The organism is Runella sp. (assembly GCF_027484545.1).
Taxonomy (GTDB): Bacteria; Bacteroidota; Bacteroidia; order Cytophagales; family Spirosomataceae; genus Runella.
Genome location: NZ_JAIXST010000304.1, coordinates 25,898 through 49,595 on the forward strand (window position 1 = coordinate 25,898; position 23,698 = coordinate 49,595).

Sequence of the window (23,698 nt, forward strand, 5' to 3'; positions counted from 1 at the left end):
TCAAAGCTCATTAAGTAAATCCTCCGCTTTTTCGAGTTTTACTTTTCCTTGCTTGGCCAATTTTACTTCTTCGATGGCTTCAATCATAGTACTGATTTCCTGTGCTTTTGCTGGAGTAATCGTTTGAGATTTTACAAATCGAAAACTTTTGATGAGCTCGAGCATAAAATTGGCTTTGTGGTCTGGTATGTCTAATAGCAACTTCATAAGTTCGGTCTTTGTTTTTGCTAAGTTAAGGATTAAACAGGAAGCTATACAATTACCCATAAAAAAAGAGCCGACCCGTACGAGTCAGCTCTTTTTGAAATCTATTTTTTACCGTTAGACTAAAAACGGAAGTGAGAGAACGCCTTGTTGGCTTCTGCCATACGGTGCGTATCATCTTTCTTTTTCACTGAAGCACCTTCACCTTTTGAAGCGGCAACGATTTCAGCGGCTAAACGGTCACGCATGGTTTTTTCACCGCGTAAACGAGCATATTTAATCATCCATTTCATACCCAATGCGATTTTGCGATCGGGACGAACTTCAGTAGGCACCTGAAAGTTAGCACCACCTACACGACGGCTTTTTACCTCTACCGCAGGCATTACGTTGTTCAATGCTTTGCGCCAGATTTCAAGACCGCTTTCGTTAAGGCGTTTTTCGGCAATTTCCAAAGCACCGTAGAAAATATCATACGCAATGCTTTTCTTGCCCTGCATCATCAGGTTGTTTACAAACTTAGTTACCATAACGTCCCTGTATTTAGGGTCAGGCAACAGGTATCTTTTTTTCGGTTTTGCTTTTCTCATTGTACTGAGTTGTTAATCAATGTAGGTTTCGTTTTATTCGGTCCGGTGACCGATTTTAACTGATTCATGCCAAATATTCTTTCGGCATTACTACCCTTTTATGCTATTGTACTGTATTACGCAAACAAAAAGGACTTCTTACTCTTACTTCTTCTTCTTAGCCGGAGGTGCACCTTTGCCACCTTTACCTACTGCTACTACTTGTCCCGGTTTCGGACGTTTTGCACCGTAAAGTGAGCGGCTTTGTTTACGACCGTTTACACCGGCAGTATCAAGCGCACCACGAACTACGTGATAACGTACACCCGGAAGGTCTTTTACACGACCGCCACGCACCAATACGATTGAGTGCTCCTGAAGGTTGTGACCTTCGCCGGGGATGTAAGCGTTGACCTCTTTCATGTTTGATAAACGTACACGCGCAACTTTGCGCAAAGCCGAGTTTGGCTTCTTCGGGGTCGTAGTATATACACGCGTGCATACACCGCGACGTTGTGGGCAAGAATCTAAGGCCGGAGACTTAGATTTCCACGTCATTTGTTCACGTCCTTTGCGTACTAATTGTGAAATCGTTGGCATTTTAAACTGGTTTTTCAAAAATGGTTATACCACCCCACAAAAATGGGAGTGCAAAATTATAGGATTTTGACGTGAACACCAAAATAAGGCCGAAGATTTTTATCGCTAGTTAGTGAAAAACGGAATAATGGAGTATGGAAAAAGAAGTAAATGTAGAAAAATACGTTATTTTTTTACTCAGTACTCTATCTTTCGGACTTGTTATTTTATTCCTTCTTTCGCTAAATCAGCGTAACCGCCTCCCTGTAAATTGTAGATGACCTTGAAGCCTGCTTCTTTCAGGATTTGTGAAGCTTTGGTACTGCGGCCTCCGGCGGCGCAATAAACGAATACAGGTTTGTCTTTGTCAAGTTTCTCTACCTGTTGTTTAAAATCGGCATCCATAAAGTTTACACACTTGGAGGATTCAATTTTTCCCGCAGTCCATTCTTTAGGAGTGCGCACATCTAACAGTTGGGCGTTAGGTGTGGTTTTGAGTTTGGCAACGAAAGCAGAAGGAGCTAAATTTTCCTGCGCCTGCACCGAATGGCTTAATGTAAAAGTAAGCGCTATTGCGAAAACAGTCAATAGGATTTTCATGATTTGGAGTTGTTTATGATAAAAATAATTCTTTTACTATGATATAAAAGCCCATAGTGAGCACAAAATAACCAAAAATAGGTTTCAATTTATCACCGCTTATTTGGCGTGATAAGGCACTGCCGGTTAGAATACCAACAATGGCGATGGTTGAAAAATACAACAGAAAACGCCAATTGATGAGCTCATGCAGTTCATAATCACGCCAAAATCCCATCAATGAGTTAGTAGCGATGATAATTAAAGACGTGCCTACGGCTTGTCTCATGGGAAGTTTTGCCTTTAAAACCAACGCCGGAATAATCAAAAAACCACCTCCCGCTCCCAGTATTCCAGTGATGCTTCCTACTGAAATACCAATAAGAATGGAATAGAGACTTTGAGTCCGAGGTGAACTAAGTACCTCCTCATCGGCATGTTCGCTTTGACCTCGAATCATGGAAAAGGAGGCTACTAACATTAGAACAGCAAATGAAAGAAGCAAAAATACGGAACGGGTAAGGGTGAATCCGTCGGAATTAAAAATAGTATTGGGAATAAGTGGCAGCAGATAAGAGCGAGATAAGAAAACACTAATGACCGACGGTATACCAAAAGCAAGCGTAGTAGGCCAGTGAATGTAGCCCGAACTTGCTCGGGCAACCGCTCCTACCAAACTGGTCAGACCGACTACAAAAAGAGAATAAGTAATGGCTAAAAGAGCGTCAATGGAAAATAGGTACACCAAGATTGGAACGGTGAGAATGGAACCACCGCTGCCAATCAATCCTAATGATAAACCCATAAAAAAAGCTCCGGCGTACCCAGCTATTTCCATACTTTGGTTTGTAAAACGGTCAACTTGACCGTTTTACAAACTTACAGCAACTTTTCTTCTAATGCCAACTTTACTAATTCGGCTGCATTGTGTACCTGAAGACGACGCATCATGTTGGCGCGGTGGTTGTCTACGGTGCGGACGCTTAAATCCAATTGGTCGGCGATTTGACGGCTGCTTTTTCCTTCAACCAATAGCCGAAGAACTTCTTTTTCTTTCTTAGAAAGCAGCGTTTTACGTGATTCGGATGCTTTCTCTACTTTGTGAACCTGTGATAAATACCCGTTGACAATCACGGCAGCTACGGATGAATTAAAATATTTCTCGCCGGCCTTTACGGTGTGCAATGCCGTCAGAATTTCTTCGCGGGTGGCGTCTTTGAGCAAATATCCATAGGCTCCTGCCTCCACAGATTTAAGAATATAGGCATCATCGTTGTGCATGGAAAGGATAATCGGACGAATGGTACTCCACTGTTTTACCACTTTTCTCACCAATTCGATGCCCGAAATACCTGGCATGGAAATATCCACAAGCATGATTTGTGGTTTGAGTAACGGTATTTTTTCGAGGGCTTCTTCTCCCGTAGAAGCTTCTCCAATGACATCCACTTCATCGGTGTTTTCTAAAATAGAGCGCAAACCATTCCGTACAATGGTGTGGTCGTCTACGAGCATTACTTGAATTTTTTTCATCTTGTCAGTTTAGTATCATTGGGTATTTGTACAGCTATTTCTGTTCCGCGACCAATCGCTGAATTGATTTTTAAAGTTCCATCGAGCAAATGAGCACGTTCCTGAATATTATGCAATCCGTGGGAAGGGGAAGTAGGAGTAAATTTTTTCTTGTTGAGTCGAAACCCTTTTCCGTTGTCTTTAATTGTAAGGCTAATTTCAGCGTTTTTTTGCAAAATTCCCAAACTGATTTCGGAGGCGTCGGCGTGTTTTACGGCATTGTGAATCGCTTCCTGGGCAATTCGATACAGACCAATTTCGATTCTTTGGTCAAAACGCTCGTCGTTGAGATTGGAAGCAAAGGTTAAATGAGCGGCACAGTTTCGGGCAGTAGAATCCACTAATTGTTTTAAAGCGGATTTGATGCCAAAATCATTTAACACAGTAGGCATCAAATTGTTAGAAATACTTCGTACTTCCTGAATAGTTTGTCCAACCAACTGACGAAGGTTTAGGGCATTTTGACGGTCGTAGTCAGTCCAGGACTTGGTATTGGCAAAGTTTTCGGTCATCAGCTTAAGTCCAGTAAGCATCTGTCCAACTCCGTCGTGCATCTCTTTGGAGAGACGTCGGCGTTCTTCTTCCTGACCCTGCAAAAGCGCTGAAGCGTGTATTTTATGCTCTTTTAATTCCTGATGATGGCGTAATTGCGTGGTTTCTAGCAATTGCGATTGGGCTAATCGAAGTTGTTGGTAGGCCGTTTGAAGTTCTTGATTGGCCTTGTACGTTTTTTCACGGGCTTCAATCAACTGAATAAGTGTTTCGCGCAGTTTTTGTACCGCATGCCTAAAGATAAACAGCCCTTCCATTAGTAAAATAAATAGAGTTAATGCCATCAGTCCTAACTCTATGCCCCTCAATTTAGTTACTTTTTCTTTGGCTTCTTTGTCGTATTGAAATACAATACGGTTCATTTTTTGCAGGAACGTTAGCTCGTGGGCAAAGATATTTTTTAGATCTTTATCTATTTTTTGAGAAGTATCGGCCTTTTCAATCCATTTCAATACCGAATGTGTATTTTTTGCAATGACTTGAAAATGAGGATCAATGTCTTCAAACATGGATTGAATCGTGTCGCTGTTGACCGATTTTGCTTTTATGTCGCGCAAATCGCCCGTGCGAAGTTGGTTTTGATGGTCTTCCCAATCGGCCAAAACCCGTTTCAGTTCCTGAAGTTGAATTTCTTTATTTGTTAAATCGGGGCGTTGAGTAAGCAGAAGGGCTGTTTTGGCAATGAGTTGACTATGAAAACGCTGCCTGCCGGCATAATTGACCAGCCATGGGTCATGAAGTTCGTCTTCGAGGGTAGTTTGGATCAAGATCTGTCCCAGTATCGTCAGAAAAGCAACCAACGATAGGGCAGTAATGTACAGACGGGTAAATCGTTTCGGGACGCGTAGTGGCATAGTTTTGAATGTCAAATGTCGAATGCAGAATGTCAAGTAATACTTAGTTATTCGACATTCTGCACTCTGTACTCGACACTATTTTTCAGACTCCAATAAATACAAATCCGCCTTCTACTTTGACGGGATAAACGTTAATATAATACTCTTCGCCTTGCAGGTTGAGGCCCGTTTCGAGCGAAAAGGTTTTTTTATGAAATAGGCAAAGCCCAGTGAGGGTTTGTACATAATGCGCAACGGGGTTAATTTTTGTTAGGCACTCGCCAATAAGGAGTTGAATGCCGTTGTAGGTCATAAAAAATACAGTTATGAATATCCCTAATTTGAAAACGTAATATGCACTGGTTTACTTTCTGGTAATTCTTGAAAAAGTAAAATATTTTTCAATATAAATGAAAACTGAAATTTTTAATAAATACTTATTTTATATTAAAAATAATAATTATAGAAACTAATTTTCACAAAAATAGCATAATATCATAATCTTATACTTAAAAATACTACTTAAATTTGGAAAATGTGCTAATAATTGATAGTTTTTTTTCAAAGATATGAACTTTACAAAATGATATTTCAAAAAACTATTTGTAAAGTCCAAAATGAAAAGAATAGCGGCTTTTTTTCGGATAGTTTCACACTAAAACAGGGATTACCAATGAAACCAAAACTCACACTTGGCTCACACTACGGCCACATCGGTGATTTTGATGGAGATGCAACATCTTTTCCCAATGAGCAGATTCTCGCTGTTTCGGGAAAGGTGGATACCAAAATGGAATTACTTCTCAGCAAAAGTTAGGGTTTTTAGGTACAGTGGATACGATTGTAACGGTTGTTGAAAATGGCCATTATTGTAGTGGTATGCCTGCATCTAAGTTATCAAAACGGTAGGATGGAGGCATTGAGGGCTTTTGGGTAGTAATACATCCTTGCTATCTTATGAAACGTATTCTCTTATTAATAACTGCCTGTATTTTTTCTCAACTTTCTTTTTCTCAATTTGCTCCTGAGCTTTGTCAAGGGGCTTATTTCACTGAGCCACAGGGAAAAGAGTTTTTGGCAAAACACGTCCCTACTTCCAAAAAGGAATGGGAAGCGCGTGCCGAGCAAATTCGCAATCGAATTTTGGAAGGAGGGGAACTGAAAAAACTGCCTGCCCGTCCCGCTTCAAAACCGATCATACACAGCCGTCGCGAAATGAATGGATATACGGTAGAAAACGTGGCGTTTGAAACGGTGGAAGGCTATTATTTGACGGGCAATATTTATCGCCCGCTCAATCAGAAGGGGCCCTTTGCCGCAATATTGTGTACGCATGGACATATAGAAAATTCGGATGCCCGTTATTTGGAATACGTTCAACTTCGCTGCGCGAGTTTAGCCCGTATGGGTGCGGTGGTATTTGCGTATGATATGCTTGGCTACAGCGATGCCCAACAGAGTCAGCACAAAATTCTGAAAGCGTTTAAATTGCAGGTGTTGAATAGCATTCGTGCCTTGGATTTCTTGTTGGCGCAGCCTGATATTGATAAAAATCGAGTGGGTGTAACGGGCGAATCCGGTGGAGGAACGCAGACCTTTATGTTAACCGCCCTCGATCCACGTATCAAAGTGACGGTGCCGGTCGTGATGGTTTCCGCTCATTTTTTTGGCGGCTGTGTGTGTGAAAGCGGAATGCCGGTTCACAAAAAAGGCGATTTTCAGACCAACAACGTTGAAATTGCAGCTTTAGCTGCTCCTCGTCCCATGCTTATCGTCTCCGACGGGGCAGATTGGACCAAAAATAACCCAAACGTGGAATACCCGCACTTACAAAAAATCTACGCCCTATACGGCAAAGAGAATTTGGTCGAAAACGTACATCTTCCTACTGAAAAGCACGATTATGGCCCTTCCAAGCGCATTGCCGCCTATACGTTTTTAGCCAAGCACCTTAAATTGGACTTGTCGAAAGCCACCAAAGCAGATGGAAGCATTGATGAAAGTTTTGCCAAAGTGCTCGACCGTAAAGAGTTAGCGGTATTTAATGCCGAACACCCACGCCCCGCCAATGCTGCCGTAGGAGATGACGCGGTGTCGGCGCTGTTGAATTGGTAAGTTTTGAAGCAGAATAAGACTTTCCAAGTTTAAATGTCACTTTAGGAGTAAACTTGCCGCGGCGGCGGACCGCAAAGTCTGCTTATTCCTCTACCGCTTTGATGTTGTAGTTTTTGGTGAATTGCCACAAAAGCGCCGGGGCGAAACGTTTGAGATAGGTTCCGAGCGTTTCCATAAAACCTGCAATGATTATTTCGTGTTTGCCTGATTTAAGGGCGTTGACCATTTTTCGGGCGCAGACCTCAGCGGGAATTCCTTTGGCTTGGTTTTGGTCCATTTTGCCAAACGGTTTGCCGTCTTTGCCAATGGCATTCAATGAAATATTGGTTTTGATGTAGCCGGGACAAGCCACCGTGACCTGAACACCGTCGCGCCATACTTCGCCGCGAAGTGAATCAAAAAAGCCCTGAACGGCGTGTTTGGAAGCACAATAAAACGAACGGTAAGAGGTTCCGATTTTACCGCTTACGCTGCTTGTCACTAATATACCTCCTGATTTTTGGGCCACCATCAGTGGAAGTACTTCCCGAGTGAGCAGTACCACACTGGTAAAGTTGGTATCCATCAATTTTTTGAAATCAGGAGGAGCAACGTCTAAAAACTTTTCACGCTGACTGATGCCTGCATTGGGAACCAATACGTCTATTTTGCCAAAAAAATCAAGTACTGTTTGTGTTTTTGCGGCAAATTCTTCCGCATGAAGCATGTCAATAGGTAATGTCAGAACGGAGTTGTCGGGCAGGTTCAGGCTTTTTTTTACGCGCTCCAATTCTTCAATTCTTCGTGCTGAAAGCACTAATTTGGCACCCTCTTTGGCAAACTCGTGAGCTAATGCTTCGCCGATTCCTGACGAGGCTCCCGTAATCCAGACTATTTTATTGGTTAGGTTCATGTGTATAAAAAGCCCCCCACCCCCAATGGGGGAGCTATTATTTTTATAAAACTGTATGAGGGTTTAGTATGAGAAACAAATGATTGCATTTTTTTCGCAATATCGCGCATTTTTGCGCGTTAATTCCACTAAATAGGTTTTTTTATGACTAACTTCCGTCTGTGCGTTCCTCTTTTTTTAATAGTAATTGTTTCTCAAGTTCGTGCTCAGCACTTTGCCTTAAGTCGCCTTTTTTATCCCAATGCTACCCTCCGCGCTGATTTTATGGCGGATGCCAACATGGGCAATAACCAGCGTTACGGTCTTTCCCGTACTTCGTTCAATGCGTTAATTCCTTTGCGCAGTGAAGTGGATGTATCGTTTAATTTGCGCAAAAAATTTGACCTTCGGGCGCGGCATTTTCTGATGTTGGCCAATGCTTCCCAAATTAATCCTACGCTGAACGGAACCATTGATCCCGCCAGCTACAAGACTATTTCGGTGGGGGCGTTGATGTTGCAAGCCAGTTTGCGCGACCGACTTTGGATTTATGGTGGTGGCTTGGGATTGACGGAATCGAACGAGACTTTTTTTATACCGCAACCTTTCTTTTGGGGTGGTGCTGCCCGGATGCGGATATTGGGACTACATACACAAATTGCCTACGGAACAGTACTGATATTTAATCAGAAACTGCGCTTAATTCCCGTTTTCGGTATTAATAAACGTCTAGGTAAAGAGTGGCGTGTGTCAGCATTGCTTCCTTTCCGGGCAGATGTAAACTACAAAGTGAATCAGTGGTTTAATATAGATATGATTGGAGCGTTTGATGGTTATAGCGGTGGTTTTCAGGAGGTAACGATCGTTGAGAAATCGCTTCATCGCAGTAATTACCAACACGTAAAATTCTCCGTAGCGGCCAATGCTCATTTGTTGGGCGTCTTTAATGTTTCGTTAGAAGCAGGATTGGGTACCTTCCGTCAGCTACGAACGTTCAACTCCGCTCGGGAAAACTTAGGGACTCAAAACCCCGGTATTGCGCCTTTTATAGGTGCCAGCGTGCGTTATATTTCAAGCAAATCCAAGTTGTCTTCTCAGTTTACCAAGAAATTGGGATTGGGTGAAAGTGGGGTCAATTGGTAAAAGTGATTGCTTCCCTGCTCCTAAAATAGATTTTAAACCACAGAGTTTCACGGAGTTTGTCACTGAGTTTTTTACTTAGTGGAACTCCGCATCGGCGGTCCGATGTGCATAACTCACTGTTACTCAGTGGTGGAAACAGTTAGCTTTTAAGCCCCAAAAAACGTGGGGCGAGTAAGAGGTAAATAACCAATGCTACTACCCACTGTCCGATCATTAAAGGGAAATTGAGTTCGGTGGTCATCCAAATCGTGGCGCTGGGCATGGAGCTGCTTGGATAGCCTACAATCAGAAAAGCGTAGATATTGTTGGCGGCATGAATGCCGAGCGGAAGTTCGAGGGTTTTGTCATAAACGGCTAATAGAGAGAAGAAAAGCCCCACGCCGATGTAATAGATCATCGCGATTCCCAACGACCCAACGGCTTCTACTTCGTCGTTGAAACTGTGTGCCAATCCAAATAGGACAGAAGTAATGGCAATTCCTGCCCACAAATTCCAAGAGCCGATTCCCTGCATCAAATAGCCTCTGAAAAATAGTTCTTCAAACGAGGTTTGAAGGGGAATCAATAACAATCCTATCACCAACGAAGGTAAAAAATCCGCCCAATTAAGACTTAGACGGTATTTGTCCGGGAAAAGCAAATAGGTGACAAGTTCCACCACTACCGAGCAAAACAGCCACAGCCCTCCGGATTTGAGTACTCGTTCCCAATTAACAACGGCGGTTGGCGAAATCATCGTCAGGGGATTGCGCTGATGAATGTATTTTACACAAAGCCACAAGGCAATCAGTGAAACCACAAAGCCCATTAATAGAATGGTTATCACGCCATAAACAGGCAGATGTAAGCGGTTTGCTTTCTGATCAATCATTACCCACGCGCCGGGAAGGGAGCCAATCATATTGGCAACGATGACCAAAAGAGATACACCTGCGTATAAAAGAAACTTGTTTTTGCCTTGGCGGGCTGCTTCAACGAATGTAGTAGAAAACATAGGTTAGGGGGTTAAATTGCTGTATTTACGAAAAAAAGACATTTTGTCATTTAAAAACCTGTAAAAATTACAAAAACAAGACATTTTGTCATTTTGTTTGCTGTTATTTCCTGGTGGTACAAAAGTTTTATTTTTAGAGACGTTGCAGCGGTAGAACAAATAAAAGAGAATCCGCGCAAAGATTTAAAACAAAACCTTAAAACAATAACGACCATGGCAACTTTAGTAAAAACCAACGGAAATTTTCCTACTCTATTAGGCAGTGTATTTGGCAAAGATTTCAATGACATTTTTGCCCCTGCCACTTTAACCAATTACGGTGTTCCTGCCGTCAACATTGCTGAGCACGAGGGTGGCTTCCGCCTTGAAGTAGCTGCTCCGGGCTTGAAAAAGGAAGATTTTAAAATCAATTTGGAGAACAACGTCTTGACGATTTCGGCGCAAAAAGAACAGAAAATCGAAGAAACGACCGAAAAATACACTCGTAAAGAGTTTAGTTTCAATAGCTTCCGTCGGACCTTTACGTTGCCCAACAGCATAGATGGCGAGAAAATCGGCGCTGCTTACACGGATGGAGTTCTGAGCATCGAACTTCCCAAAAAAGAAGAAGCCAAAAAAACTCCCCGTTTGATTGAAATTGGCTAATCCATAGCATCAATTCTTTGAAAGAATTCGAGGCTGCCTCCCAAGGGCAGCCTCTTTTTGTTTATTCCCGTTGAAGCCCAATTATTTCCTTTTTACTTTGATTCTGCTTGACTGATTCACCCAAACGAATACCTTTGACTAATTTTTTATTAGATATCAAATGGCTAAAAATCCTGCTGTACGCCACTTCATTTGGGGAGTATCGCTTTTCGGGGCTTTGTTTGTGAACTTCCCCATCATTTTTCTGAATTTACCTCTTTTAAGCAAGTCATCGCTGGCGCAATTAGATGTCTTTATGCAGATTGTTCTTTGCATGACGTATTCTTTCCTATTTATTAACTTCATTTATCGAAGTTCAAAGCGTAATCTGAGTACAAAAAAGCAATGGTCAGATGGATTTCTTCTTTTTGTGGGTTTTGCGGTCATCTTATCGGCCTTTAATATGATTGTTATCGATTTGCCGGTCAGAATGATTCCTTCGGTTGTCATGCGGGGAGGGTTGCTGGCAGGAATTGCTTATTTTTTCAGTCGATTTCTCACGGAAAACGAGCGAAAAAATGAGATACTGATTGAAAACGAGCAGTTGAAAAACGATAATCTACAGATTCAACTCACGGCGCTCCGCAATCAACTGAACCCTCATTTTTTATTTAATTCGTTGAATACCCTGAGTTGGCTGATCAACGAAGACAAAAACAAAAGCCAACTGTATCTGCAAAAACTGTCGCAGGTACTGCGGTATTCGCTCAGTATGCAAGAGCAATCGTTCGTGTCGCTCAAAGAAGAAATGGCATTGACCGACAGTTTTATTTTTTTGCTTCAAATGCGGTTTGGGGATAATTAGAATGTCCACCGTGCGATCGAACATCCCGAGAAATTTAGAATTCCGCCGCTGTCAATTCAGTTGTTGGTAGAAAATGCAGTGAAGCATAACATCATTTCTTCGGGCAGTCCTTTGCAAATCAACATTGTCACGGATGCCGAACGTAACAGAATCAACATCAGTAATTCGCTCAACCTCAAGCCTAACTCCGAAGGGACGGGTATTGGATTGGCGAATCTCAACGAACGATTTCGATTGTTAACCGACCGCGAAATTGAAATTCGGCAGAATGGAGAATTCAGCGTTATTTTACCTCTGATTGCATGAACATAGTCATCATTGAAGACGAAGTGGCAGCGGCCAATCAGTTGAAATTTTTGCTGAATCAATTGGGGATAACGCACCAAATTATGGTAGTCATTGAAACCGTGACGGAGGCAATAAAATGGTTTATAACCCACGAAAGCCCTGATCTTATTTTTTCCGATGTTCAGTTAGCTGACGGCCTGTCCTTTGAAATTTACGAACAGATTCAAATCAAAGCTCCGATTATTTTTACCACGGCGTTTGACGAATACGCGATTCGGGCTTTTAAGTTGAACAGTGTTGATTATTTGCTGAAACCGATTGACGCAGAATCCGTGCGATTTGCCATCGAAAAATTTAATAACCAACAACTGTTCAATCGGGAAGCGCTGAACGAACTGATTCGACAACATACCTTTACACCGAAAGCGTATCGGAAGAGTTTTTTGGTGCGTTTTCGGGATAAATTACTTCCCGTTAAAACAACGGAGTTTGCGTACTTTTTTATTGATAACGGCTTGGTATACGGGCAGTTGCACGACGGACGAAAGTTTGTGATTGATTTTAAATTAGAAGAATTGGAAACTCAGTTAAATCCAGAAGAATTTACCAGGGCCAATCGGCAATTTATTCTTTCCTGGGAATGTGTAACAGAAATCAGTTCCTACGCCAACAGCCGAATCGTCATCCGTACTCAACCCGCCGCTCCCTTTGACATTATTGTCAGCAAAGAAAAAGTAACGGCTTTCAAACGGTGGTACGAAAAAAGCTGAAACGACGATTCACCTGCCTTTTTTTCCTTTTCACTTTCAAAGAAGAGGTTTGTCTCAACATATACTTCTTTTTCAGCGTCATATAGCTACGTAAGCAATTACTAAAACTAAATGATTATGAAAGTAAACCATTTTCTCGCAAGCACAGTCGCCATAGTCCTTGTACTTTTGGTCGGTTGTAATGAATCTACCGATACGCCCACGCCTTCGTCGGCTACGGTTTCGGCGTTAACATGTTCGTCAGCTACGTATTCAGGAACACCTGCGGCCGGAACAGCTTTTACGGGTACGGCCACCGTGCCTTACACGGGTGGGAATGCAGTGGCCTATTCGGCCGGTTCGGCCATTTCTTCCACGGGTGTGACAGGATTGACCGCTACGTTGGCCGCAGGAACGTTGGCTTCGGGCGCTGGCTCGGTGACGTATCCCATCACGGGAACACCTTCGGCCGCCGGAACGGCCTCTTTTGCCATTTCTCTGGGAGGGCAGAGTTGTACACTTTCGTTGACCGTCAGTGCGGCCGCTACCTCTACGGGCGGAACGGCTTGGGCCTTTGATACGGATATTGCCAACATCGTGGCTACGGCCGATGCATTTAAAGCAACGCTTTCTTCTACACAGCTAACTTCCCTGCAAGACTCGTACAACAAAGCCCACGCACAGAAGTGGTCCAATTTGCCCGAAGGGTTATACAAAGGCAGAGTAGGGTTGCAATCCACTACTTTCAGTACTGCTCAATGGACGGCTTTCTATAATTTGCTGAAAGCGGCTACGGGGTCAGGAGCAGACGAAGGAAATGCAGAATACGTAGGCATTTTGGCGGCTGACGATTACTTGAATTCTATCGGCGGTGGTTCAGACTATGGCTCAGGCAACTACTACATTGCGTTTATTGGCACACCAAGTGCTACGGGATTGTGGTGTTTGCAAATCGGCGGTCACCACGGAACCATCATTCAAACGTACAATGGCGGAAAAATGACGGGGGTTCCTTCCGTTCTACAGAACCCTTCCCAAGTTTTGCATGGAAAACCGTTACTTATCAACCTATTGTACAGGAATTGAATACCCTTTCGGCGATGCTGAAAGGGCTGGGTTCGACCGAACTCACCACTGCCAAGCGTTCGGCGGCTCAAAATGATTTGATTGTAGGGCCACAAAAAGACGGCAGTTTCCCAACGACAAAAACAGGAGTAAAAGTAGGAAATCTGACATCAACTCAGAAGGACTTGGTATTGGCGGCCATTAAAACGTATACCGACGATCTGGACAATAAAGCGTCGGCTGCGGCGTATGCCAAGTACAAATCAGAAATTGATGAAACCTACATTTCGTATTATGGCACTACAGCACTTACCGAAAAAGGGGATTATGTCTTGATTGATGGACCGAGTGTATGGATTGAGTTTTCGATGCAAGGCGGTATTATTGTGAAAAATGCCAATCACCCGCACTCCGTTTGGAGAGACAGAAAAGCCGATTATGGTGGAAATTAACGGCCCCCTAACCCGCGCGGCGGACCGTCCCGAAGGGGGAACTGCGCTCTTTAGAGCATGTTTCAGACTCTTTTGGCTATGCCTGTTTTTACTCCCCCTTTGGGGGCAGGGGGGGCTGTTTGCGCATCCGATGCCCAACTCCATGGTAATACTGAATGTGCACGAAAAGTCCATTTCGGGCGAAATCATGCTGCCGCTGGGAGAACTGCAATCGGCTATCGGGATGAGCGTTAATGACCGTTCGGAACGATTGGTAGAACGACTGGGCGATGCCCTTCGGATGTATCTGAAGCAGCACATTCGTCCCCGCAGTTTTGAAGGAAAACCGTGGATGGTGACGTTGGGTGAAATGAAAGTCATTGAAACCAAAAACGAACTGACGGGCGATTACAAAGAATTGATTGTTCGGTTTGAAATGACCCCGCCGGAACACTACGACCTTCGGAATTTCTACTTTGATTACGACGTAATTTTGCATCAGGTAGCGAGTCATAAAGTGCTGGTAAACGTTCGACAGGATTGGGAACGGGGCTTGGTGAGCGAAGATACCACCACGCAACAAGTGGGAGTCATCGAATGGGATATTGTGCAGGGAAAACTGAATCCTTTTCAGGTGAGTTTACAGCAGGGCAGCACTTGGAAAGGCTTCCAAAACATGGTATCGTTGGGGATTTCGCACATTGCCGCAGGAACCGATCATATTCTTTTTTTGCTGACTTTGCTGTTGGGAGCAATACAGCCCCCCATCCCGTGCGGCGGTGGTGCGCCACTGCGACCGTCCCCAAAGGGGAGTAAGAAAGGCTCCCCCTTTGGGGGTTGGGGGGCTGTACTTAAAATCGTCACTGCCTTTACCATTGGGCATTCGCTGACGCTGTTGTTAGGTTCGGTACAATGGCTGCATTTTCCTAGTAAACCGATTGAAGTATTGATTGCCGTCACTATTTTGGTGTCGGCTTTTCATGCCTTTCGCCCCTTGTACCCCAAGTGGGAAGTTTTTATTGTCGGAGGCTTTGGCCTGATTCACGGATTAGCGTTTGCCGAAACATTGACCAATTTGCAGCTTTCTGCCAAGCAGATGATTTTGAGTATTTTAGGATTCAATGTAGGCATCGAACTGATGCAATTGTTTCTCATTTTGTTGGTGTTTCCCGTCCTGCTTTTACTTTCCAAAACACGCTATTATGTATTCGTCCGACAGGCGGGTGCCGTTGTCATGATGCTGTTGGCGTTGGCATGGATGGTAGAGCGTATTCAGGAAAAACCGAATTTTATTACTGAACTTATTTCCTGATGAACCCCACCCTAAATCCCTCCCGCTGCGGCGGACCGTCCTGTGAGGGAGGGACTTGTCAGAACTCCCTTTCCCTCACAGGGGCCGCGGCGGCGGACCGCAAGGGTTGGGGATAGGGGTTCTAATAGCTAAAACTTGGCAAACCAATTAAACGATAAAAACCATGAAAGCATTTGCATTTTACGGAGCAATCTTACTGCCTTTATTAGGTTTGTTTTCTTCTTAAAATGAGAACGAAATTGTGTCCCAAATCGCTCCTGTTTCAGCTGACTGCGCCAAGGAAAAAGGAACCGCAAAAGTAGTTTGTTTTGCGGAAGCCTTTAAAGCGACCCTGAATGCCGAGCAAACCGCTCAACTTCAATTGGAATATACCAAAAGCAACGCGGTGAAGTGGTCCAATTTTCCTGAATTCAGACCGACACGCGTGGGGATTCGATTGGGGCTGCTCAATCCGGCGCAATTGGCGGCGGCCAAGGCACTGATGTCGGCGGTTTTGTCGCACGAATCGGAGCAGGAAGGATTTGGGGAAATGGAAGGCAACTTAGCGGCCGATGATTTTTTCGGACAGCATACCAACAATCCGAAGCTGTTCAGTTCGGGCAATTTCTTTATCGCCTTTCTCGGAAAACCAAGTACTTCCGACCTTTGGGAGTTGCAATTCGGCGGGCATCATTATGCGTTTGCCAATACCTACAAAGGCGGAAAAATCATCGGTGCGACGCCTTCCTTCCGAGGGGTTGAACCCTCGGTATTTGAATGGAACGGCAAGAAATACCAACCGCTCGAACAGGAAAAAGACGCGTTTGCCACCCTGATTGGTTCGTTGAAGGAAGAGGAGAAAACGACGGCCAAGCTGCGTTTGTCCTTTAACAATATTCTGTTAGGCCCCAATCAGGACGGAAAGTTTCCTTTGGAAAAACAGGGTGTAAAGGTGGGGGATTTGAGCAGTGCGCAGCAAAAATGGGTGAAAAAAGCCATGGAAAGCTACGTTCGGGATTTGGATGCGGAAACGGCCGAGGAATGGATGAAAAAGTACACGGCCGAATTGCCCGAGACCTACGTAGCCTACGCAGGAAGCGGCACGATGAACCAAGTGGGTGATTACGTTCGCATCGACGGACCGAGTATTTGGATTGAGTATTCGGCGCAGCCGAGCCGTGATATTCCCGGTACGACGCATCCGCATTCGGTTTGGCGTGATAGGAAGAGTGATTATGGGGGGAATTAGTGAGGAGGCTTTAGTAGGAATCCACCTATTTACAAATACAAAGCCTCTTAAAAAGCTCATTTGAGAGGCTTTGTATTCAAGAAGATGTTCAATGATTTTGAGAAATATTTTGTGTATTACTTTAATAATGAGTAATTTATCTCAAAATGAATCCCTAATTTCTTTAACTGATTTGAGGACTTCGGATACAGTTTGCGCAAAGGCTTTGGTAAACATATAAATACGACTCCATTCCTTAATTATTAAAGGATAATCCTATTCTCTATTCTTAAAACATATCCTGTATCATTAAGAAATTGTTCCATACGTCTTATCTGGCTCTCCTTAAATTTAGGATGTTCACTATTGGCTATATATGCTTTTTTTGTTGTGTATTCTCCCGCTTCATCTGAATCCCCAAAATTGCCAATTGTAGTACGTATTTGTTTTTCAGCATCTTTTACCCATGAATTCCCTAATGCTCCTCTTTCTTTCAATTCAATAAAAATTATAACCCTGTCATAAATCAAAACACCATCGCAACGTTTATCCATAGTTCCATCTTCTCTACTAACAGCGATACAATTATCAATTGCAGTAAATATTACATGATTTCTGTCTTCGTTCACTACAACAGCAATCCATTTACTTCCATCAGACTCATCAATATATGCAGGATTTTTAGCTGGATGCGGATCATCACAAAGCCCGAATAATTTTCTGTTAGAATGAGTTTTACAAACTTCAACTGCTAAATTAATGCTCATAAATTTTGTTGAATTTCCAATAATTGCGCAAATAGTTCATTCCCATCTCCAAGTCTTTCATTCAATTCGTTTTCATCTGATGGTAAACCATTATATGCTTCTAATTTTTTGATACTTCCTTCTTTTTCATCCAATTCGTAAATAATTAAATCAATTGGCTTCACAGTTGATAATAATGGAACAATCTCATTTAATAATTTTAGATTTTTTTCCGTTTTAATCATTTCTGCCAGCATATTTGCCTTTACTGAAAGTGTTAAATAATTAATTAAATATGGACTATGTGTCGTCATAATTAATTTATTGGCTTCGTCCATATTATTAAACTCCAATAGGCTATTCAGTATTTTTTGTTGGGAAGTAGGAAATAGATTTTGTTCCGGTTCTTCAACTATATTGATAAAACATCTTTTGTTAAATCTTTTTGATATTGCAGATAACGCAACTCTTTTTTGTTCATCAGTTAGTTTGGCATCTTGAAATAAATTTGTAATTGCTTCGCTAAAACGTTTTAATTCAAAACTGCTCATAGATTCCTCCTTATCATATGTACCGCCTCTCGTCCTACTCTCGATTCTATTAGCTAAATATCTACTGACAAGGTATAGAGGAACCAATGATTGATACCCACTCGATGACTCGGTTAATCTTATTTTATAGCCTTCTCCCTTAATATTTATAATATCATTTAATTTATCATATTCTATATCTACATTGTTAATAGGCAAACTTAAATTTCCTCTCATTTGATTTTTAGCATTATCAAATTCAGTAACAAATTCAACTAAAGATTCAGAGGAAAATTTCAAGACGTCAGGTTTCCTTACAGTGCTTATAAAATTACGTTCTGCCGGTACATACATGATTTGAGGTAACAAATATTTCCCTGTTTTATTCTCATTAACAGTTAAATTTCCTGCTTTATAAGCTATATGATAGGCTTCTCCCTGATATTCAATTTCTGTCTGGTAATCGCTGTTGCTGTCAGAAAAATAATTTTCAAGACGATGATATTTACAATATACATTTTGAAATCGCTTTCGTTGGGTAAACCACTTTGAATTATAGTCTCCCCTCACTAAAGCTTTTTCAATCCAACTTAATGTTGAGAAGAGCTTTGCAATTGTGCTCTTGCCGCTTCCTTGATTGCCAATAAGTACCGTAACTTTATTAATATCAATCCATCCATCATTTTCTTGGTAACCGCCTTTTATTGGACCAAAATTTTTTATTCTAATTCTGCTCATTTTATTCTAAGAATTTTAAGACCAAAATTTGTTATAATGCTTCCCAGAATTTAGGCAGGCACAATAAATTGGAGATTGCTGTCTAAAACAAACACAAAAATGGGAAAAACCAACATGTGAGTTTTAGTTCAGATTTTAAGACAAATGTAGCGACTATCAAAGAACAACAAAATTCTAAGTTAGCTTCCAAATATGAATTGTATTGCTACAGCGAAACCTCCGACTCAAATTACTGAATGTAAAAGCAACTCTTAGCATCAGCAAGTCAGGTGTAATCTCAGCCATATTTAGCGTTTTGAAACAATAATTTGAAGATGTGACCTCGACGGGAATCGAACCCGTATCAAGCGTTTAGGAAACGCTTATTCTATCCGTTGAACTACGAAGTCTATTTTTTACATTGGTCAGCCGTCGTATCAAGCGTTTGGAAAATGCTTATCGGGCGGCGTTCCATTGAATTACGAAATCTGAATTTGTGCAAATTTCTGAAAACTATTCCGCAATATCAAAGTTGGGCGGCATTCCGTCGAAGAAATTCATCTTGGTCCAATTTGGATAGATTTGGAAGTGTTTGGTCTTCACCAATTCAAAGAGCGTAGCCCGTAATTCTTCCAAATTTTCCTTGTTTTCAGCAGAAATAAAGACAACATGGTCAGATTTGCCGGTCAGGTAGCTCTTCTTCAATTTGGCCAATACCATTTCTTTGGTTTGCTCAATGATGATTTCGCCTTCGGGCGTCTCAATCACCTCGTCAAAATCTGCCGCTTTGGGATGATAGGCGTCTATTTTGTTGAAAACCAAGATGGTAGGCTTGTCGGCGGCTTTGATTTCGGTCAAAGTTTGGTTGACAATCTCAATTTGCTCCTCAAAAGAAGGGTGCGAAATGTCCACCACGTGCAACAAAATATCCGCTTCGCGTACTTCGTCCAATGTAGATTTAAACGACTCAATGAGCGTAGTGGGCAGCTTACGAATAAACCCAACGGTATCAGTCAGCAAAAACGGAATGTTTTCCAGTACCATTTTGCGCACGGTAGAATCCACGGTGGCAAAGAGTTTATTCTCGGCAAAAACGTCCACTTTGGCCAAGCGTCGCATGAGGGTGGATTTGCCCACGTTGGTATAGCCCACCAAAGCTACGCGTACCAAACGGTCACGTTCTTTGCGGCGGGTCACGCTTTGTTTGTCAATTTTTTCGAGTTTTTCCTTCAAAAAAGCAATCCGATCCTGCACGATACGACGGTCAGTTTCCAACTCTTTTTCCCCCGGACCGCGCATCCCGACGCCCCCTTTTTGGCGGCTCAAGTGGGTCCACATACGGGTAAGGCGAGGGTAAATGTATTGATATTGAGCTAATTCCACTTGAGTTTTGGCCTGTGCGCTTTGAGCCCGCATCACAAAAATGTCAAGTATCAATAAACTGCGGTCGAGTACTTTTATATCTTTAAACTCCGCCTCCAGGTTGCGCACCTGCGAGGGGATGAGTTCGTCATCAAAAATAATCATGTCCACGGGATTGTCAGTCACGAAAATTTTGATGTCTTCGAGTCTTCCTTTGCCCACAAACGTCCGATTATCAGGATATTCGAGTTTTTGAGTAAATGTCTTTACGGTCTGTACACCCAGCGTAGCGGCCAAAAAAGCCAACTCTTCCAAGTATTCTTTGGTTTGTGCAGCGGTCTGCCGTTGAGTAGTAACGGCGACCAACACGGCTGTTTCCTGTTTTTTTGCGGTTGAATTCATTTACGATTCCGTCCCGAATTCATTCGGGATTAATAGTTAACCGTTATTGGTTAAACGGGTATAGATAACGGCGTTGATTTTCAGAAAGTTTCTTGATTTATGACGAAGTTAAAGCTTTAACTTGATTTTTTGTAATTTGTCGTGCTGAAAGTGTCTAAAGAGTGTTCATGGGTCAGGATAACAACCGGTTTTATATGCTTCGTTTTTTTAAATATGTTCTTCTTACCTATTTTGTATCTACACTGCTGATTTGGGCGTTTCATCCTTTCGCTTTATTTCGACCCACAACCTTAGCCGCCGATTACGAATATCGCTTTGCCTTGCCGTTTCGGGAAATCAATTTTGAACGCGAAAAAGGCGTAAAATTGAATGCCCTGTGGTTTAGCAAAGACAGTAATTCACTTTCTCAAAAGGGGCCGGTCGTGTTGTTTTTTCACGGAAATCGCGACAATTTGGCTCGGTGGGGCCGTGAATATGCCGAACGATTTACGAGCAGGGGCTACAACGTGTTGATGTACGACTATCGCGGTTACGGCAAAAGCACTGGCGAGCGCTCCGAAGCCACCCTTCATCGGGATGCACAGCACCTGTATGATTTCCTGAAAAAACAGTTTTCAGAAGACTCTATTGTGGTGTATGGTTATTCGTTGGGAACAGGAATGGCGTCGCGCATTGCGGCCAATAACCGTCCTAAATTGCTGATTTTAGAGGCGCCTTACGCCAGTATGCCAACGTTGGGGCGCACTCAATTGCCGATTTTTCCGTATGAATGGCTCACGCGCTACAAGTTCAGAACGGATAGCTGTTTTGCGCATATTCATTGCCCTATCCATCTTTTTCACGGTACCAAAGACATTACAGTTCCTTACAAAAACAGCCTTCTTCTTTTGTCAACTCCGGCACCTGAAAGTCCTGCCAAAGTGAAGTTAACCACCATTCCCGGCGGGCATCATTTGTACCTGAACAGTTCGCCAATTTATCGTTCAGCGTTGGATAGTTTGCTGAAGTAAAAATAGTAACAGGAAAAGCTGCATAGCAGCGCAATAATTGTAGCAAAGAAATGTACACCCGAACAAGCCACTAAAGGTGCAGCGCACCGAAATAACTACACCTGAAATAGCTATTTCGGTGCGCTGCACCTATTTGCTTGTTGATTTTAATTCTGCTGCTACAACTATTTTGGTACTACGTACCTGATTACCTTACAATTTTTTCTCAAAAAAGGCGGCAATGGCTTTGTTTACTTTGACTTGGTTGGCGTGCATCATAAAATGGTGCGTATCATCCACGATCACCATCGTTTCCATAGGCACCCCCAATTCTTCCAAACGACGAACCAAGTCGGTGCTTTGGCTGAACCGTACGTTGCGGTCGTCGTCGCCGTGAATAAAGAGCACGGGCGATTTCCACGTATTGACGTAGGCCACGGGGGAAGATTTCCAGGCTACTTCCAACGCACGATCCGCATCGGGAGCGCGTTCGTATTGGTCGGGGAGGACGAGGCTGCGGGCGCGCTCGACGGTGCGGTCGTGTACACCGTGAATGTCAACCCCCACGGCAAACAGTTTTGAATCACGCCCCAACGCAAGAGCAGTTAGAAAGCCGCCGTAAGAGCCGCCGTAAATACCGATTCGCTTGGGGTCTATTTGGCTTTGTTTAGCCAACCATTCGCCCGCCGCTTTGATATCCAAGTACTCGGATGCACCGTTTGAACCCCCGTTTTTGGCGTTGTGAAATTCATAACCGTACCCAATTCCCAAGCGGTAGTTGACCGAAAGGACTACAAAACCACGACTCGCCAAGTATTGGTTCATGGCGTATGCATTGGCATAATAATCGGAATAATTCCACCCCAACAGCATTTGGCGAGGTGGCCCGCCGTGTACGTAAATGATGGCTGGTTTTTTGGCCGATCCGCCCGCTTTTTCAAAGAGTTGGCAATGCACCGTCACTCCGTCCGACGATTTGAACACGACCTGTTTGGGCGTTACTAAATCGGCTGCGGGATAGTTGGCAGGTAAACGGTCCGTAGCCAGTAACTTGATTGTGCCGCCATTGGCTGGCATTACGCAGGGGAGGGGAGGGCGTTGTGCCGTCGCACTCACAAATGCTAAGGTCTGTCCATCGCCAGTAAGAACAGGAAACCACTCCAAACCTGCGCCGGGAGTCATGACCTTCATATCTGCTTGACTTACCGAGACTTTGACGACGTGGCGCCGGTCAATATCCAACGGGTCAGTGCCGGCATTGGCGGCAAAAACTAATGATTTACCGTCGGCGCTCAGTTGGATATGTTCACACATAAAATTGCCCGGAGTGAGCAATAAAGGTTTGCCGCCCTGCTCGGTCAACGAATACAAATGAGGCCATCCGTCTTGGTAGGAAAGAAAAACGATGCGGTCGGCGGCCCAGTGTAAGTTGGTGCCGCCGTGCGTATTGGGCACCGACCCACTCAGTGTTTTTGGGGCTGTCCAGAGCGTTTTTGCCTGCCCGGTGCTAACCTCTGCCGTGACAATCGACCACGGAATGTGTTTTCTAACGAGGATAGAATCGGGTTTGCCTCCTAAGCCATTTGCCCGAACAAAAACCAATTTCTTTCCATCGGGTGACCACCTCGGCGAACTGTCACGCTTGTACTGAGGGTCTATCCAACTAATTGGGGTCTTGGCATCGGTGAAAACTCCAATAAAACTGTGGTCAACGCGGTTGGATTGGAATGCCAAACGACTTCCATCGGGTGACCAAACGGGCGAGCCATTGGTGCCCCGGGCCGAAAACAGCATCACGGGCGATGCCGAGCCGTCGATGGGAGCCGTGTAGATTTGTCCGCCTTTTGCAAAGGCCACTTTATCGCTTTTGGGTGAAATGACCGGTTCTTCTCCCTCTCCCAGCGCTTTGGGCTCACCACCCGAAAAAGGAACGGCCCAGATCTGTACTTTGGGAGGGGTCGGGCTGAAGGTAGGATTGACAGGCAGTTCATCACCCCAATTGGAGCCATGGTCACCGCCCCGCACGTAAATCACCCACTTTCCATCCGGCGAAAGCGCAACGCTGCTCAATTCCTGACCGTCGTCTTGTACATAATTGGTCAGGCGGCGGGCGCTGAAATCGGGTCCTTCGGCTACGTAGATGTTGCGTTGTCCCTGCTCGTTGAAAGCCCACGCAATGCGGGAGCCAGTGGCTGCGGCGGTGAGTTCGTTGGGAAAAGGATACGATTTAACGACGTCTAAATTGAGTCCTGTTTGGGACCGGGCCATTGTAATGAAAACGGAAAATAAGAGAAAGGTCAGGTGTAGACGAAATTTCATAGAGTTAGGATTTAGTAGAATCCAAACTTACTAAAAAACACTGTTTTGAAGAAGATAATTAGAGGCTTTAACCTCGCA

At 43.6% G+C, this 23,698-nt stretch carries 24 protein-coding genes, 1 tRNA gene and 1 pseudogene; 11 read left to right on the plus strand and 15 right to left on the minus strand.

The window, feature by feature from the left end:
* From Q0081_RS27080 to Q0081_RS31715, 8 genes are all read right to left on the minus strand, one after another.
* Entirely contained in the window at positions 1-207 is a 207-nt protein-coding gene (locus Q0081_RS27080; protein WP_298360962.1) for a hypothetical protein, read from the minus strand.
* Positions 208-326: 119 nt separating this feature from the next.
* The gene (gene rpsG / locus Q0081_RS27085; RefSeq protein ID WP_298360964.1) at positions 327-794 is read right to left on the minus strand and encodes a 30S ribosomal protein S7; all 468 of its coding nucleotides are present in this window, start codon (positions 792-794) and stop codon (positions 327-329) included.
* Positions 795-938: 144 nt separating this feature from the next.
* A complete protein-coding gene (gene rpsL / locus Q0081_RS27090; protein WP_298360966.1) occupies positions 939-1,373 on the minus strand; it encodes a 30S ribosomal protein S12 in 435 nt (144 codons plus the stop codon).
* 201 nt (positions 1,374-1,574) lie between these two features.
* On the minus strand, positions 1,575-1,952 hold the full coding sequence (locus Q0081_RS27095) for a rhodanese-like domain-containing protein (protein WP_298360969.1): 378 nt from the start codon (positions 1,950-1,952) through the stop codon (positions 1,575-1,577).
* Positions 1,953-1,965: 13 nt separating this feature from the next.
* On the minus strand, positions 1,966-2,769 hold the full coding sequence (locus Q0081_RS27100; RefSeq protein WP_298360971.1) for a sulfite exporter TauE/SafE family protein: 804 nt from the start codon (positions 2,767-2,769) through the stop codon (positions 1,966-1,968).
* A gap of 41 nt (positions 2,770-2,810) precedes the next feature.
* Positions 2,811-3,464, minus strand: coding sequence for a response regulator transcription factor (locus Q0081_RS27105; protein WP_298360973.1), 654 nt, complete (start codon positions 3,462-3,464; stop codon positions 2,811-2,813).
* Positions 3,461-4,909, minus strand: a complete 1,449-nt coding sequence (locus tag Q0081_RS27110; RefSeq protein WP_298360976.1) for a histidine kinase — start codon at positions 4,907-4,909, stop codon at positions 3,461-3,463. The genes Q0081_RS27105 and Q0081_RS27110 overlap by 4 nt, the downstream gene beginning before the upstream one ends.
* Positions 4,910-4,994: 85 nt before the next feature.
* Positions 4,995-5,204, minus strand: a complete 210-nt coding sequence (locus tag Q0081_RS31715; protein WP_310586535.1) for a hypothetical protein — start codon at positions 5,202-5,204, stop codon at positions 4,995-4,997.
* A gap of 360 nt (positions 5,205-5,564) precedes the next feature.
* Here Q0081_RS31715 and Q0081_RS27120 point away from each other — a divergent pair, with 360 nt between their 5' ends.
* Both Q0081_RS27120 and Q0081_RS27125 read left to right on the plus strand, forming a co-directional pair.
* Positions 5,565-5,708: a hypothetical protein gene (locus tag Q0081_RS27120; protein WP_298360978.1), complete on the plus strand. Its 144-nt coding sequence runs from the start codon at positions 5,565-5,567 to the stop codon at positions 5,706-5,708.
* Positions 5,709-5,848: 140 nt separating this feature from the next.
* Positions 5,849-7,006: a S9 family peptidase gene (locus tag Q0081_RS27125; protein ID WP_298360980.1), complete on the plus strand. Its 1,158-nt coding sequence runs from the start codon at positions 5,849-5,851 to the stop codon at positions 7,004-7,006.
* Positions 7,007-7,088: 82 nt separating this feature from the next.
* On the opposite strand, the gene Q0081_RS27130 is transcribed toward Q0081_RS27125, so the two are convergent.
* Positions 7,089-7,898, minus strand: coding sequence for an SDR family oxidoreductase (locus Q0081_RS27130; RefSeq protein ID WP_298360981.1), 810 nt, complete (start codon positions 7,896-7,898; stop codon positions 7,089-7,091).
* 144 nt (positions 7,899-8,042) lie between these two features.
* Between Q0081_RS27130 and Q0081_RS27135 the strand changes: the two genes are divergently transcribed.
* The gene (locus Q0081_RS27135) at positions 8,043-9,020 is read left to right on the plus strand and encodes a hypothetical protein (protein ID WP_298360983.1); all 978 of its coding nucleotides are present in this window, start codon (positions 8,043-8,045) and stop codon (positions 9,018-9,020) included.
* Positions 9,021-9,159: 139 nt separating this feature from the next.
* On the opposite strand, the gene Q0081_RS27140 is transcribed toward Q0081_RS27135, so the two are convergent.
* Complete coding sequence (locus tag Q0081_RS27140) at positions 9,160-10,014, minus strand: CPBP family intramembrane glutamic endopeptidase (RefSeq protein ID WP_298360985.1); 855 nt, start codon at positions 10,012-10,014, stop codon at positions 9,160-9,162.
* Positions 10,015-10,227: 213 nt separating this feature from the next.
* On the opposite strand from Q0081_RS27140, the gene Q0081_RS27145 reads away from it, so the two are divergent.
* The 7 genes and pseudogenes from Q0081_RS27145 (at position 10,228) to Q0081_RS27175 (ending at position 16,576) form a co-directional block, all read left to right on the plus strand.
* Positions 10,228-10,659, plus strand: a complete 432-nt coding sequence (locus Q0081_RS27145; RefSeq protein ID WP_298360988.1) for an Hsp20/alpha crystallin family protein — start codon at positions 10,228-10,230, stop codon at positions 10,657-10,659.
* Positions 10,660-10,819: 160 nt separating this feature from the next.
* Positions 10,820-11,503 carry a sensor histidine kinase gene (locus tag Q0081_RS27150; protein ID WP_298360990.1) on the plus strand — a complete coding sequence of 228 codons (684 nt, stop codon included), beginning with the start codon at positions 10,820-10,822 and terminating at the stop codon, positions 11,501-11,503.
* 78 nt (positions 11,504-11,581) lie between these two features.
* Entirely contained in the window at positions 11,582-11,809 is a 228-nt protein-coding gene (locus Q0081_RS27155; protein WP_298360992.1) for a hypothetical protein, read from the plus strand.
* A complete protein-coding gene (locus tag Q0081_RS27160) occupies positions 11,806-12,561 on the plus strand; it encodes a LytTR family DNA-binding domain-containing protein (RefSeq protein WP_298360994.1) in 756 nt (251 codons plus the stop codon). Before Q0081_RS27155 ends, Q0081_RS27160 begins: the two co-directional genes overlap by 4 nt.
* Positions 12,562-12,678: 117 nt before the next feature.
* Positions 12,679-14,057: pseudogene (locus Q0081_RS27165) on the plus strand (DUF3500 domain-containing protein).
* Positions 13,999-15,348, plus strand: a complete 1,350-nt coding sequence (locus Q0081_RS27170; RefSeq protein WP_298360996.1) for a HupE/UreJ family protein — start codon at positions 13,999-14,001, stop codon at positions 15,346-15,348. Before Q0081_RS27165 ends, Q0081_RS27170 begins: the two are co-directional and overlap by 59 nt.
* 241 nt (positions 15,349-15,589) lie before the next feature.
* Positions 15,590-16,576, plus strand: coding sequence for a DUF3500 domain-containing protein (locus Q0081_RS27175; protein ID WP_298360998.1), 987 nt, complete (start codon positions 15,590-15,592; stop codon positions 16,574-16,576).
* Between the two features lie 242 nt (positions 16,577-16,818).
* On the opposite strand, the gene Q0081_RS27180 is transcribed toward Q0081_RS27175, so the two are convergent.
* The 4 genes from Q0081_RS27180 to hflX all read right to left on the minus strand — a co-directional run bounded on the left by Q0081_RS27180 (position 16,819) and on the right by hflX (position 20,312).
* Positions 16,819-17,322 carry a hypothetical protein gene (locus Q0081_RS27180; protein ID WP_298360999.1) on the minus strand — a complete coding sequence of 168 codons (504 nt, stop codon included), beginning with the start codon at positions 17,320-17,322 and terminating at the stop codon, positions 16,819-16,821.
* Entirely contained in the window at positions 17,319-18,569 is a 1,251-nt protein-coding gene (locus tag Q0081_RS27185) for an AAA family ATPase (protein ID WP_298361001.1), read from the minus strand. Before Q0081_RS27185 ends, Q0081_RS27180 begins: the two co-directional genes overlap by 4 nt.
* Before the next feature lie 317 nt (positions 18,570-18,886).
* Positions 18,887-18,958: transfer RNA gene (locus tag Q0081_RS27190), tRNA-Arg, on the minus strand.
* 103 nt (positions 18,959-19,061) lie between these two features.
* The gene (gene hflX, locus Q0081_RS27195) at positions 19,062-20,312 is read right to left on the minus strand and encodes a GTPase HflX (protein WP_298361003.1); all 1,251 of its coding nucleotides are present in this window, start codon (positions 20,310-20,312) and stop codon (positions 19,062-19,064) included.
* Between the two features lie 194 nt (positions 20,313-20,506).
* Here hflX and Q0081_RS27200 point away from each other — a divergent pair, with 194 nt between their 5' ends.
* Positions 20,507-21,322: an alpha/beta hydrolase gene (locus tag Q0081_RS27200; protein WP_298361005.1), complete on the plus strand. Its 816-nt coding sequence runs from the start codon at positions 20,507-20,509 to the stop codon at positions 21,320-21,322.
* A gap of 192 nt (positions 21,323-21,514) precedes the next feature.
* Here Q0081_RS27200 and Q0081_RS27205 read toward each other — a convergent pair whose 3' ends face one another.
* Positions 21,515-23,620 carry a prolyl oligopeptidase family serine peptidase gene (locus Q0081_RS27205; protein WP_298361007.1) on the minus strand — a complete coding sequence of 702 codons (2,106 nt, stop codon included), beginning with the start codon at positions 23,618-23,620 and terminating at the stop codon, positions 21,515-21,517.
* Positions 23,621-23,698 lie beyond the last annotated feature (78 nt).